The following is a 13,030-nucleotide window of genomic DNA, read 5'->3' as shown; positions in this document are numbered from 1 at the left end:
CGGCTCCACAGAGGGCAGCCGCAGCAGTCTCAGCCTCCTCGCACGACGAGGACGGCACCCATGTGTCACATTTCGACTGCTTTAGCTGTCAATCATGCGAGTTAACACTATTTGGAGGTGGTTGGTCATGGATGTCTACGAGGCGGTCACGAGCCGACGGGCAGTCCGCGCCTTCACCGACCGGCAGGTCCCCGGCGAGGTGCTGGAGCGCGTGCTGGCTGCCGCCGCCTGGTCCCCCTCCGCGTCGAACCTGCAGCCGTGGCACGTCTACGTGGTGACCGGCGGGCCGCTGGCCGAGCTCAAGAAGCGCGCCGGCGAACGGGTGATCGCGGGCGACGCCTGGGACGAGCCGGAGTACGAGCAGTATCCGCCGGCACTGCAGTCCCCGTACCGCGAGCGCCGGGCCGCCTTCGGGGAACAGCGCTACAGCGCCCTCGGGATCGAGCGCCATGACCTGGAGGCGCGCCAAAGGGCCGCCGCCGCCAATTGGGACTGCTTCGGCGCACCCGCCGCCCTGTTCTGCTACGTCGACCGCGACATGAGCAAGCCCCAGTGGTCCGACGTCGGCATGTACCTGCAGTCCGTCATGCTGCTGCTCCGCACCGAAGGACTGCACAGCTGCGCGCAGATGGCATGGGCGAAGTACCACAAGACCGTCGCAGAGGTCCTCGCTCCCCCGGGCGAGCTCATCCTCTTCTGCGGCATGTCCATAGGGTTCGAGGACGTCACCGCACGTCACCCCCGCCCCGCGCGGGCGTCACTCACCGAGACGGTGGAGTTCGTCGGCGATTAGACCGCGGCGCACCCCACGCGGCGTTCCGCCGGTCATGTCGAACTGCCGGACGCGGGCGGTCCGTGTCACAAGACGACGCGCTACCCGGTCTCTACGTGTGCAGGCTGGCCCAGGGCAGGGAGTCCGTGGGGCCTTCGGGCCAGTCTGCACCTGACGCACGCTCGTCGTCACCCCGCTCATGTGCTGCATGAGGCCTGGCCGTGACGCGACGTCCGTGCGGGTCTCCTCCCCGAAGTAGTCGTCCACGAACTGGCCGGCCCTTCCGACGAACCGCACGACGGCTCGACCCTCGCCCCCTGGCGAGGGGTGGCACCACGGGCCTGGCCCGCTGCAGTGGGGGCGGATCACTGCCGCGGAAACGCCGCGTCGGAACGTCGGACTAGGAGTCGGGGACAGCGGATGGCGCAACAGGACAGGGACGTATCCCGGCTGCCGTCCGCGGTCGAGTACTGCGCCCTGTACGAGGACGGCCGTCGAATGCCCGGCCGGTTGGATCTGGACGCGCTTGTGGAGCGGCGGGACGGTCAAGCCGGGCGGTTCGCATGGATCGGTCTTTACGAGCCGACCGCCGACCAGATCCAGCAGGTCGCCGACGCCTTCGACCTGCACCCCCTGGCCGTGGAGGATGCCGTCCACGCCCACCAGCGGCCCAAGCTGGAACGCTACGGCGACACACTGTTCCTGGTCCTGAAGACCATCGTCTACGTCGACCACGAGAAGGTCACCGCGACCAGCAAGATCGTCGACACCGGCGAGATCATGGTCTTCGCCGGCCCCGATTTCGCCATCACCGTCCGCCACGGCAGCGCTCCGCCCCTCGACCACGTGCGCCGCCAGCTCCAGGCCGACCCGCAACAGCTCGGCCACGGACCGGCTGCCGTCATGCACGCGGTCGCCGACCTGGTCGTCGACCGCTACCTGGAGGTCGCCGACGCCTTCGACGGCGACATCGACACCCTGGAGAGCGAGGTCTTCTCCCCCGACCTCCCCGTCGACCCCGCACGCATCTACCAGCTCAAACGGGAACTTCTGGCGTTCAAGCGCGCCGTGATGCCGCTTGCCCCCGCCCTGCAGCACCTCAGCGAGCAATCGATCCCGCACGTGCCGGGCCAGGTGCCCGCCTACTTCCGCGACGTTGCCGACCACCACCAACGGGTCGCCGAGCAGATCATCACCTTCGAGGAACTCGTCACCGGCATACTCGGCGCCAGCATCGCCCAGATCAACGTCCAGCAGAACGCCGACATGCGGCGCATCAGCGCCTGGGCGGCCCTCGTCGCCTTCCCCACCTTGATCGTCGGCATCTACGGCATGAACTTCGACCACATGCCCGAGCTGAGGGCCACTTACGGCTATCCGGCAGTCCTTGCCGTCATCGCCCTCATCTGCACCGTCATCTACCGCGCCCTGCGCCGCAACAGATGGCTCTGACCCCGCCGCGCAGCCGTCGCTGCTGATCAGGCGAGAGGGGTGAGCTGTTCGCGCACCCAATCCGGGTCAGGGTTCGTATGCGGCCGGCCGGCCACGACGACGGTCGGCACGGTCTCGTTGCCGTCGTTGGCCGCCCTGACCGCCGCGGCACCGGCCGGGTCGCGCCAGATGTCGACCCAGTGCAACTGGTGGGCTCTCCTCCCCAGGCGGACGCGCAAGCGCAGGCAGTACTTGCAGCCGGGCCGCCAGAAGACGACCGGGCGGCCGTCGACCGCGCTCCGGCGCTGCGCCTCCGACGCACTGATGCCTCTGGGGAAGACCAGCGGCGAGTTCACGCATGCGAACAGCACGAACCCCACGAAGAAGGCTGCGGCCTCACCGGGGCTCCCCCTGCGGACCAGCCCGGTCGCGACAACCGAGCCGCAGACCACGAGCAGCATTGGCAAGATCCACGCACGCGTCATGTTGGCGGAGCCTATCCGTGAGCCGAAGGCCCGCTCGACCGGGCTGCCGCGTTTGGGGCTTCGCCGTGCGCGTGGCACCCCGCGGCCGCGGTCTCAGACCGCGCTGCCGGCCTTCCAGGCGCTCCAGTTCATGTTCCAGCCGTTGAGGCCGTTCGCCGGGTCGACGGTCTTGTCCTTGGAGTTCTTCATGATCACGATGTCGCCGATGATCGAGTTCGTGTAGAACCAGTAGGCGTCGGTGGAGGTGTCCTTGGCGCCCTTGGTGTCGTTCAGGCCGATGCAGCCGTGGCTGGTGTTGGCGTTGCCGAACACCGAGTCGGCGCCCCAGTAGTTGCCGTGGATGTAGGTGCCGGAGGTGGTGAGGCGGATGGCGTGCGGTGCGTCCTTGATGTCGTACTCGCCCTTGCCGTCGTCGTCGGTGAAGCCGACGGTGGCGCCGTTCATCCGGGTCTCGGTGAACTTCTCGGACATCACCATCTGGCCGTTGTAGGTGGTGTTCTCGTCCGAGCCTGCGGAGATCGGGATGTCGCGGATGACCTTGCCGTCGCGGACGACCTTCATCCGGTGGGTCGAGGCGTCGACCGTGGAGACCTGGCTGCGGCCGATCTTGAAGCTGACGGTCTTCTCCTGGACGCCGTAGACGCCGGAGGAGCCCTCGACGCCGTCGAGGTTCAGCTTGAGGGTGACGGTGGAGCCGGCCTGCCAGTACGACTCGGGGCGGAAGTCGAGCCGGGTGGAGTTGAACCAGTGGCCGACGACCTCCTGGCCGCTGCTGGAGGTCACCGCGATCGCCGACTGGACGGCCTTCTTGTCCTCGATCGCCTTGGTGAAGTTGATCGAGACCGGCATGCCCATGCCGACGGTCTGGCCGTTCTCGGGCGTGTAGTAGCCGATGAAGCTGTGCGCGGAGGTGACCGTGGTGAAGGTGGAGTTCTCGGCGGCCTTGCGGCCCTTGCCGTCCTCCGCCTTGGCGGCGATCTTGTACTGGGTCTCCCGCTTCAGCGGGCCGTCGGGCGCCCAGCTCGAGCCGTCCGCGGAGATCGTGCCCTTGACGTCGGAGCCGTCGGCGACCGAGGTCATGGCGACGGAGAGGAGTTCCCCGCCCGTGACCGAGACCCTGGCGCCGCTGATGATGCTCACATCGCCGGCCCCGGTCTTGGGACTGATCGTTATGCGGGCATCGGAGGAGTCCTCGGCGGCCGCGGCGTCGACGGAAGCCTGCGGCTTGGCGCTGTTGTCGGAACCGGCCGTGCCCGCCTTGTCTCCCCCGCAGGCGGTCAGCGTGATCGCCCCGACGGCGAGCAGCACCGCCGCTGCCGACCCTGCTCGCCGTTTGCCGGACGGTCGCGGGTCGGTGGCTGTTCCGGTATCTGCACGCTTCACTCAGGTCTCCAATGTCGTCGGCAGACGCGTTTCCTGCGGTCCGCGTGCGTCGCGGGCCACGGCCCTCCGGCCCTCGATCGAGCCTTGCTCTGCGTACGTACGACCTGCCGGGGTCGTCGGTCCGTGACCGCATCCCGGGAAGTGTGGGGCAGAACACGTGCGTGACAGGGGTGCGCTATCGCCTCCCGTGCGCAACCCCTGACCCCGGCGCGAGATCATCCGCGGTGAGGCTCCCGCCCGCACGCACGACACGGAAATCACCGCCTACACACCAGTCGGATTCCACTGCGGGCTCTGGCTATTTCCTGGCCGGCCTATCAAATGGCCGAGGTGCGGAAGACCAGCGCAACCGAGGCGGCTCTCAAGCGCACGCAGAAGAAGAGCGGCGTGACCGCCGACGGGCAGTACGGCCCGTACACCCGAGACAGGATGCTGCACGCCAGCACTGGGCCGGTGAATGCTTCAGATTCGACGGACCCGGCGGCTACTGACCTGAGCTGCCTCGGCTCCCTGCGTCTCAGCGGCATCGGCCCTCGGGCGCAGGGCTTTGCCCCTCGGAGGCTGTTGCCGCAGCGGTGTCGGCCGTCGCACCTCGGGGGAGCGCGTCATGTACGACTGCGGGACGGCGGCATCGCCAGGTCGCCGTCGGCGGCCTCCCCCTCGGTGCCGAGCGCCGCCCCATCGGCGTTCTCCCGGTCGGCGGTGAAGTAGCGGGGCGCGCAGCCGACGGAACCCGACTGGGCGGGGACGAAGAGAAGCCCAGTCGGGTCGGTTTCGGCGGGTTCGGGGTCTTCCCCGTACACGTACAGGCACATGGTGTTCCTCCTGGAGCGAGGGAAGTGCGCGACTCGGGCACGGGCCCGCGTCCGCTAATGAGGCTATGCCCGCAGGTCAGGCCGCGATCTCGCTCCGCGGCAAACCCTGACGCCGCCCTGACGGTGGGGAGCCGCGCCTGGGCCTCAGGGGAACCCTCCCGAAGGCCCAGGCGCGGCGGAAGGGTCGGCGGCCTGCGGCAGGGTGCGCGGCAGATCGTGTGGACGGGCGGGACCGAGGGTGCGGGGAAACCGGTCCGGGGAAATCGGGAACTCGGCGGACGGGGTCGACAGGTAACAGGGGACCGCGACCAGTGCCCGGCCCGTATGGGGAGGAACCGATGAGAGCAGATCACTCCCGGCGGAGCCCGGCCGCGTGGGCAGGCTGATTCCCGTGTCGTCACAGGCCCGGCGACGGTCTCCGCTGCGCCGGGTCTGACCGCCGCCAGCACCGCATCCGTCTCCGTGCGGGGCGGGAAGAAGTGGCCGTCCGACGGCTGTTCCCGCTGCCTCCGCACTTTCCCACTGACACCGGCCGCTTCGCCGTGCCCGGTAAGAAAGGCATGCCTTGACGCACAAGAGACGAGCGCCGGTTGCGGCGTTCGCCCCCTTCACCGCCATCGCCATCGCCGCTGCCCTGCTGAGCGGAACGGTCGGCGCCGTCCAGGCCGCGCCGGCCGAGGGCGCGTCCCATACCCGGTTGAGTCCCGGGTCCGCGTTCGGCGCGGGCTCCGACGCCACCAGGCGGACGGTCACCCTCGTCACCGGCGACAAGGTGGCGCTGGACGCCGCCGGCAAGGTCCTCGGCGTCACGGCCGCCACGGGCCGGGAGGGCATGGCGTTCCGGATATCCCGCGCGGCCGACGGTGACACCTACGCCGTGCCGCGCGACGCCGAACGGCTGATCGCGGACGGCACCGCCGACCGGCAACTGTTCGACGTGACGCGGCTGGTGAGTTTCGGATACGACGATTCCTCACGGCCCGACCTGCCGCTCATCGTCACCTACACCAAGGGCGGTCCCGTCGCGGCGCGTACGCTGTCGGACTCCGGCGCCCGCGTCACCCGCGACCTGCCCAGTGTCAACGGCGACGCCCTGCGGGCCCGCAAGTCCGAGGCCGCGGCGCTGTGGCGGACCCTCACCGGCAGTGGCGCGAGCGCCCGTTCGTCGGCCGCCGCCACCTCGGCGAAGGTCGAGAGGATCTGGCTCGACGGCAAGGTCACGGCGAGTCTGGACCGCAGCACGGCGCAGATCGGCGCCCCCGCGGCCTGGGCGTCCGGTTACGACGGCGCCGGTGTCACCGTCGCGGTGCTGGACACCGGGGTGGACGCAACGCACCCGGACCTGGAGGACCGCGTCGACGCGCAGGTGAACTTCTCCGAGTCACCGGACACCGTCGACCGCGTGGGCCACGGCACGCACGTGGCCTCGACCGTCGCGGGCTCCGGGGCCCGGTCGGGTGGGAAGTACAAGGGCGTCGCGCCCGGCGCCCGCATCATCAGCGGCAAGGTCCTCGGCGACGACGGATCGGGCAGCCCCTCCGGCATCATCGCCGGCATGCAATGGGCCGTCGCCCAGGGCGCGAAGGTGGTCAACCTCAGCCTCGGCAGCGACGGCACCCCGGAGACCGACCCGGTCGAGCAGGCCGTGAACGAGCTGTCGGCGGACTCCGGCACCCTCTTCGTCGTCGCCGCGGGCAACAGCGGCCCCGCCGCGGGCACGATCGGCTCCCCGGGCAGCGCCGCCGCCGCGCTCACCGTGGGCGCGGTGGACCGGACGGACGTCATCGCGGAGTTCTCCAGCCGGGGCCCCACCGCCGACGGCTCCCTCAAGCCCGACCTCACCGCCCCCGGCGTGGACATCGTCGCCGCGAAGGCCGCGGAGGGCGTGGAGGGCGACCAGGCGGCCGACGGCTACGTGTCGATGAGCGGTACGTCGATGGCCACCCCGCATGTGGCGGGCGCCGCCGCGATCCTGGCCCAGCAGCACCCGGACTGGACCGGCGAGCGGATCAAGGCCGTCCTCACCGGTTCCGCCGCACCGGCCCCGGACCTGGCCGCGTTCGCTCAGGGCACCGGCCGCACCGACATCGCGCGGGCGATACGTCAGCACGTGACCAGCAGCCCCACCTCGCTGGACTTCGGCACCGCCCGGTGGCCGCACGCGGACGACGAGCCCGTCACCAAGGAGATCACCTACCGCAACGACGGTGACGGTCCGGTCACCGTCGACCTGGCGACCGAGGCGTTCGGCGAGGACGGGAAGCCGGCCGCCGAGGGCATGTTCGACGTCTCGCCGAAGCGGCTCACGATCCCGGCGGCCGGCACCGCGACCGCCGCGGTGACCGCCGACAGCCACGCGGGCACGGCCGACGGCGCGTTCGGCGGCTCCGTGACCGCGACGGCCCGGGACACCACCGTGCGGACCGCCATCGGCGTGAACCGCGAGCAGGAGTCGTACAACCTGACGGTCAGGCACCTGGATCTGGGGGGCAAGCCCACCGCCGATTCCGAGACGGGCGTGTACGGCCTGGACAATGACATCTGGCGGGACTACTCCGACCGCACGGACGGAGAGTTCACGGTGCGGCTGCCCAAGGGCCGCTACGCCCTCGAAGGCCGCGTCTCCGCCGGGGCGGGCCCCGACGACGGGAAGCTGGCCCTGCTGCTGCACCCGAAGTTCTCGCTGACCCGGGACACCACCCTGGTCATGGACGCCCGCAAGGCCAGGCCCGTCCGGATCACCGTGCCCGACCGCGCGGCCGAGAACACCGACGCCACACTCAACTTCGGCGTCAGCGACAACGGATCCGGCTACACCTCCACCTACGACATGGGCGGCTTCGGCAACCTGCGCGTCGGGCAACTCGGGGCCCCGCTTCCCGCAGGCGAGGCGTTCGCGCAGTACAACGGGACGTGGACCCACGGCACGGTGAACTACCGACCGGCCTCGAACCGCACCGGCGATCTCTCCGGATTCACCGCGAAGCTGCGACGCCAGGACTTCGCCAAGCTCGCGCTCACCCTCGGCGCGCCCGCCGCGGGCAAGACCGGCAGCCTCGTCGCCGCACCCCTGACGCCCAGCGGCAACTGGTTCGACTTCCACCCGGAGGAGGGCGCCCTGCCGCGCACCGTCACCGACTACGTCCTACCGGGCGTGAAGTGGCAGTACGCCACCGGCCAGTACGGCGCTCCGGGCGCGGACGGCGAACCCGTGTGGGACGGCGGCCAGACCGTCACCCGGGCCAGGGCCTACGCCGCGGGCACGACGTACGCGCAGCGCTTCAACATCGGCGTATTCGGCCCGCACCTGTACACCGCGGGTGGGGAGGCGTCGGGCGCGGTCCGTCTCGGCGACGACTTCAGCGCCTACGTGCCGCTGTTCTCCGACGGCGCGGGCCATGTCGGCGTCTCCGACTACACCAAGGCCACGAGCGCGCTGTACGCGGACGGCACGCCGGTGTTCACCTCGGACACGCCCCTGGACGGCGACACGCACACCCTGCCCGCCGAGGCGCGGGCCTACCGGCTCACCACGGACGTCTCCCGCGCCGCGTCGCTCTCCGCGGTCAGCACCCGGGTGACCGCCGAGTGGACCTTCCGCTCCGCCCATGTCTCAGGCGACACCATGACGTGGCTGCCGCTGTCGGCGGTGCGCTTCACGCCCAAGCTCCAGGCGGCCAGCACGGCCACGGCGGGCAGGGCCTTCACCGTCCCGTTCACGGTCGAGGGCGCGGCCACCGCCCGCACCGCCCGCAAGCTGGCGTTCTCGGTGTCCTACGACGGCGGCAGGAGCTGGAAGCCGGCCAAGGTCACCGACCGTGAGCGGCTCGAACTGCGCCACCCCGCCCGCCCGGGCACCGTCTCCCTGCGCGTCGTGCTCACCGACGCCGACGGCAACACCGTGAAGCAGACGATCTACCGCGCCTACCGCATCACCGCGTAGGCATTCCGCTCCATGCGCGAGCCCCGGGCCGTCGGCCCGGGGCTCGTCCGCTCCCGACGTCCGGGGTCACGCGTCGACCGCGCGGGTCGTCCCGGCCCAGCCGTCCAGGTCGGCCAGGCGTGCGGTGAGGGCGGTGCGCATGGCGTCCGCGCCGAAGACGCCGAGGGCCAGTCGCAGGGGCGGGGCGTCGCTGTCCGCGGCTGATCGGATGCCCGCTGCGATGCGGGCCGGTGACGAATAGGCGGACGCGGGCTGTGCGCCGATGGCCTTCTGGACCTCGCGGACGGTCTGGTCGTAGTCGTCGATGGCGGCCGCGACGTCGAGGTTGTCGAGGAAGGCCGTGGCGGTGGGACCGGGCTGGACCATGGTGACCTTGATCCCGAGCGGGGCGAGCTCGTCGGCGAGGGCGTCCGACAGACCTTCGACGGCGTACTTGGTCGCCGCCAGGAGACCGACGCCGGAATGGGCGCACTGCCCGTAGAGCGAGGAACCCTGGAAGATGTGGCCGGAGCGCCGTGCGCGCAGCACGGGCAGGGTCGCGCGAAGCACGTTCAGGACCCCGAAGACGTTCGTGTCGAAGATGGCGCGGGCCTGCTCGTCGGTGGCCTCCTCGACGGCGCCGAAAAGGCCGTATCCCGCGTTGTTCGAGACCACGTCGATCCGGCCGAACCGGTCCACGGCCTGCTCCACCGCCCCCGTCACGGCTTCCTGGTCGCGCACGTCGGCGTCGATCAGGAGCAGCTGCTCGGGGTGCGCCGCACGCAGGTCGTGCAGGGACGCGGTGCTGCGGGAGAGCGCGGCGACGTTCTCGCCGGCGTCGAGCGCCTGGATGGTCAGCTCGCGGCCGATGCCGGAGGTGGCGCCGGTGATCAGCCAGGTGCGCGAGTGGGTCTGGGATGGCTGCGTCATATTAACGACGGTAATCCGCCGCTTCGGCTTCTTCGACCGCACCTGAATCCATGCGGCCTCGGCCTCACAGACCGAAGGCACCGCCCTCGATGAGGATGAGCAGGCCGATGGCGATCCGGGCCATCATGCGGGGCCTGCTCGACTGGTTCCGGGAACGCGACGTCGCCCGCGTGGACCTGTACGCGTCCGAGGACGGTGAACCGCTCTACCGGGCCCTGGGGTTCACCGACCACCCCGACCCCTCGCTCTACTGGCGCCCGGCGGGCGTTTAGCAGCCGTGCCCTCTCCGGCGCCACACCCGGAGCCCTGGCTCACAGCGGCGAGGCGTCCGGGCGGGTACCCGAGGGCTCCAGCCGGACGACGATGCCCTTCGAGGTCGGCTGGTTGCTGGTCTCGGCCACGCTCTCCAGCGGCACCAGGACCTGGGTCTCGGGGTAGTACGCGGCGGCGCAGCCCAGCGCGGTCGGGTAGGGGACCACCTCGAAGCCCTCCGCACGGCGCTCCACGTCGTCGGACCACACGCTCACCAGGTCCACCGACTGTCCTTCGCGAAGGCCGAGTTCCGTCAGGTCCGCGGGGTTGACCAGCACGACGCGGCGGCTGCCGTGGATGCCCCGGTAACGGTCGTTGTTGGTGTACGGGATGGTGTTCCACTGGTCGTGGGAGCGCAGGGTCTGCAGCAGCAGGTGCCTGTCCGGGGCTTGCGGCATGGCCCAGGCGTTGCTGGTGAACATGGCCTTGCCGGTGGCGGTGGCGAAGACGCCCTCGTTGACGGGGTTCGGCAGCCTGATGCCGCCCGGCCGGACGACTCGCCGGTTGAAGTCGTGCAGCCCCGGCAGGATGTGCGCGATGCGGTGGCGGATCGTGCCGTAGTCGGTCTCGAACTGCTTCCACGGGATGTCGGTCCTGCCGTCGAGGGTGTGCCGGGCGATCCGGCACAGGATGGCGATCTCGCTGAGCAGCAGCTTGGAGGCCGGTTCGAGGCGTCCCCGGGAGGTGTGCACCTCGCTCATCGAGTTCTCGACGGTGACGAACTGCTCGCCGCAGGGCTGGACGTCCCGTTCGGTGCGGCCCAGGGTCGGCAGGATGAGTGCCGTCCGTCCACAGACGGCGTGTGACCTGTTGAGCTTCGTGGAGATGTGGGCGGTCAGACGGCATCGCCGCATGGCCTCCTCGGTGACCGCGCTGTCGGGCGCGGCCCGGACGAAGTTGCCCGCGAGGGCGAGGAAGACCTTGATGCGGCCCTCCCGCATGGCCTTGATCGAGTTCACGGAGTCCAGACCGTGGGCGCGTGGCGGGTCGAAGCCGAACTCCCGCTGCAGCGCGTCAAGGAACGAGTCCGGCATCTGCTCCCAGATGCCCATCGTGCGGTCGCCCTGGACGTTGCTGTGCCCGCGCACCGGGCAGGCGCCGGCTCCGGCCCTGCCGAGGTTGCCGCGCAGCAGAAGGAAGTTGACGATCTCCCGGATGGTGGGGACAGCGTGTTGATGCTGCGTCACGCCCATGGCCCAGCAGACGATGACGCGCTCGCTGCGCAGGACGTCGTCCCGTACGTCCTCGATCTCCTCGCGGGTCAGTCCCGTCGCGGGGAGGATCTGTTCCCATCCGATGCCGCGGGCGTGCTGCGCGAACTCCTCGAAACCGCTGGTGCTGGAGCGGATGAAGTCATGGTCGAGCACGGTGCCCGGCCGGGCGTCCTCCGCCTCCAGCAGCAGCCTGTTGAGTCCCTGGAACAGCGCGAGGTCGCCGCCGCTGCGGATGTGCAGGAACCGGTCGGCGATCTGGGTGCCGTGCCCGATGATCCCGCGCGGCTTCTGCGGGTTCTTGAACCGCAGCAACCCGGCTTCCGGGAGCGTGTTCACCGCGATGATGCGGGCGCCGTTGCGCTTGGCCTCCTCCAGGGCGGAGAGCTGCCGCGGATGGTTCGTACCCGGATTCTGGCCCACCAGGAAGATCAGGTCGGCGTGGTGAAGGTCGTCCAGGCTGACCGTTCCCTTGCCGGTGCCGAGGGTCTCGTGCAGGGCGCTGCCGCTGGACTCGTGGCACATGTTGCTGCAGTCGGGCAGGTTGTTGGTGCCGAACGCCCTGGCGAAGAGCTGCAGGACGAAGGCGGCCTCGTTGCTGGCCCGTCCCGAGGTGTAGAAGACCGCCTCGTCGGGTGAGTCGAGCGAGTTCAGCTCCGCGGCGATCAGCTCGAAGGCGTCGCGCCAGCTGATCGGTTCGTAGTGGTCGGAGTCGGGCCGCTTGACCATCGGTTCGGTGAGCCGGCCCTGCTGGTTCAGCCACAGATCCGACCCCCGGCCCAGCTCGGAGACCGAGTGCCGCCGGAAGAACTCGGCGGGGATGCGCCGCGTCGTGGCCTCGTCGTTGATGTGCTTGGCACCGTTCTCGCAGTACTCGTTGCGGTGCCGGTGGCCGGGAGCGGGATCCGCCCAGGCGCAGCCGGGGCAGTCGATGCCGTCCACCTGGTTCATGGTCAGCAGCGTCACTCCGGTGCGCGCGACCGAGGTCTCCTCGAGGGAGTACTCCAGCGCGTGCCGCACCGCGGGCACTCCCGCGGCCCATTCCTTGGGCGGAGTCACGCCGAGCGTTTCGTCCGGCTCTTCTCGGGGGGCCTTCTTCATGAGGTGCGTCCCTCGTTCCCTCGTCCGCGGATCGCTTACCCGACCGGCCACCGCGGGACCCGGCTCCGTGGCGGTTCCGGCTCCAGCGGCCGCACGTGTCCGTTGTGGATGGACGCCCGCCAGGCCCCGCTCTCCTCGCCGATGCCCTCGATGTACTCCTTGAAGTTGCGCAGCTCGGCGCGGACGACGCGGCGCGTGACCCCGAGGGCACTCGTGACGGTGTCCGCGAAACCGCGGCGTGTGGCCTCGATGCGTACGGTCACCTCGGTGCGGTCCGGTGCCGCGGGGCGGAACGAGACCGTGCCCCGGTGGTAGGGGCTGCGTTCCAGGCTCTGCCAGACGAGGTGCGAGTCCGGTCGCTGCTCGACGATCTCCGCCTTGAACTCCCGGTGCAACGGGCCGATCCCGATGACCCAACGGGTGACCGCGGGATTGATCTGCTCGACCCTCTTCACCGCGGACATGAACCGCGGAAAGCTTTTGAACTGGGTCCATTGGTTGTACGCGGTACGTACCGGGACCGCGATCTCGACCACTTCTTCGACGGTCGTCATGGCCCACCTTCTTCAGGCGACGCTCTCTCCAGTGTCACCGCCCGGCCGGGACGTCGCATGTGGGTGAGCGGGGTGAGGGGACGCTGCGCCCGGCTCCCGTCACGTTCGGTGGCG

At 70.3% G+C, this 13,030-nt stretch carries 9 protein-coding genes and 1 pseudogene; 4 read left to right on the top strand and 6 right to left on the bottom strand.

Going from position 1 to position 13,030, the window contains the following annotated elements; all coding sequences use genetic code 11:
* Window positions 1–127: 127 nt before the first annotated feature.
* Both OG937_39920 and OG937_39915 read left to right on the top strand, forming a co-directional pair.
* Window positions 128–793, top strand: coding sequence for a nitroreductase (locus OG937_39920; GenBank protein WUD77444.1), 666 nt, complete (start codon window positions 128–130; stop codon window positions 791–793).
* A gap of 399 nt (window positions 794–1,192) precedes the next feature.
* Window positions 1,193–2,224, top strand: a complete 1,032-nt coding sequence (locus OG937_39915) for a magnesium and cobalt transport protein CorA (GenBank protein WUD77443.1) — start codon at window positions 1,193–1,195, stop codon at window positions 2,222–2,224.
* A 26-nt stretch (window positions 2,225–2,250) separates the two neighbouring features.
* On the opposite strand, the gene OG937_39910 is transcribed toward OG937_39915, so the two are convergent.
* The 3 genes from OG937_39910 to OG937_39900 form a co-directional block, all read right to left on the bottom strand.
* Window positions 2,251–2,688, bottom strand: coding sequence for a hypothetical protein (locus OG937_39910; protein ID WUD77442.1), 438 nt, complete (start codon window positions 2,686–2,688; stop codon window positions 2,251–2,253).
* Window positions 2,689–2,781: 93 nt separating this feature from the next.
* Window positions 2,782–3,996 (bottom strand): Ig-like domain-containing protein, encoded by a 1,215-nt coding sequence (locus tag OG937_39905; GenBank protein WUD77441.1) that lies wholly within the window; start codon window positions 3,994–3,996, stop codon window positions 2,782–2,784.
* Window positions 3,997–4,676: 680 nt separating this feature from the next.
* A complete protein-coding gene (locus OG937_39900; protein WUD77440.1) occupies window positions 4,677–4,886 on the bottom strand; it encodes a hypothetical protein in 210 nt (69 codons plus the stop codon).
* A 565-nt stretch (window positions 4,887–5,451) separates the two neighbouring features.
* Here OG937_39900 and OG937_39895 point away from each other — a divergent pair.
* A complete protein-coding gene (locus tag OG937_39895; GenBank protein ID WUD77439.1) occupies window positions 5,452–8,829 on the top strand; it encodes a S8 family peptidase in 3,378 nt (1,125 codons plus the stop codon).
* A 66-nt stretch (window positions 8,830–8,895) separates the two neighbouring features.
* Here OG937_39895 and OG937_39890 read toward each other — a convergent pair whose 3' ends face one another.
* The gene (locus OG937_39890; GenBank protein ID WUD77438.1) at window positions 8,896–9,738 is read right to left on the bottom strand and encodes an SDR family NAD(P)-dependent oxidoreductase; all 843 of its coding nucleotides are present in this window, start codon (window positions 9,736–9,738) and stop codon (window positions 8,896–8,898) included.
* Window positions 9,739–9,854: 116 nt separating this feature from the next.
* On the opposite strand from OG937_39890, the pseudogene OG937_39885 reads away from it, so the two are divergent.
* Window positions 9,855–10,010 (top strand): annotated as a pseudogene (locus OG937_39885) (GNAT family N-acetyltransferase).
* A 39-nt stretch (window positions 10,011–10,049) separates the two neighbouring features.
* On the opposite strand, the gene OG937_39880 reads toward OG937_39885, so the two are convergent.
* Together OG937_39880 and OG937_39875 are read right to left on the bottom strand one after the other, a co-directional pair.
* Window positions 10,050–12,362, bottom strand: a complete 2,313-nt coding sequence (locus OG937_39880) for an FdhF/YdeP family oxidoreductase (GenBank protein ID WUD77437.1) — start codon at window positions 12,360–12,362, stop codon at window positions 10,050–10,052.
* A 35-nt stretch (window positions 12,363–12,397) separates the two neighbouring features.
* Window positions 12,398–12,916, bottom strand: coding sequence for an SRPBCC family protein (locus tag OG937_39875; GenBank protein ID WUD77436.1), 519 nt, complete (start codon window positions 12,914–12,916; stop codon window positions 12,398–12,400).
* Window positions 12,917–13,030: the final 114 nt, after the last annotated feature.

This window comes from Streptomyces sp. NBC_00510, from assembly GCA_036013505.1.
Classification (GTDB): domain Bacteria; phylum Actinomycetota; class Actinomycetes; order Streptomycetales; family Streptomycetaceae; genus Actinacidiphila.
This window is presented reverse-complemented; position numbering and strand designations above follow the sequence as displayed.

Excerpts from the sequence above, each read along its gene's own strand:
- OG937_39920 (WUD77444.1), top strand. The coding sequence starts at position 128 with ATGGATGTCTACGAGGCGGTCACGAGCCGACGGGCAGTCCGCGCCTTC.
- OG937_39915 (WUD77443.1), top strand. The coding sequence starts at position 1,193 with ATGGCGCAACAGGACAGGGACGTATCCCGGCTGCCGTCCGCGGTCGAG.
- OG937_39910 (WUD77442.1), bottom strand. The coding sequence starts at position 2,688 with ATGACGCGTGCGTGGATCTTGCCAATGCTGCTCGTGGTCTGCGGCTCG.
- OG937_39900 (WUD77440.1), bottom strand. The coding sequence starts at position 4,886 with ATGTGCCTGTACGTGTACGGGGAAGACCCCGAACCCGCCGAAACCGAC.
- OG937_39890 (WUD77438.1), bottom strand. The coding sequence starts at position 9,738 with ATGACGCAGCCATCCCAGACCCACTCGCGCACCTGGCTGATCACCGGC.
- OG937_39880 (WUD77437.1), bottom strand. The coding sequence starts at position 12,362 with ATGAAGAAGGCCCCCCGAGAAGAGCCGGACGAAACGCTCGGCGTGACT.
- OG937_39875 (WUD77436.1), bottom strand. The coding sequence starts at position 12,916 with ATGACGACCGTCGAAGAAGTGGTCGAGATCGCGGTCCCGGTACGTACC.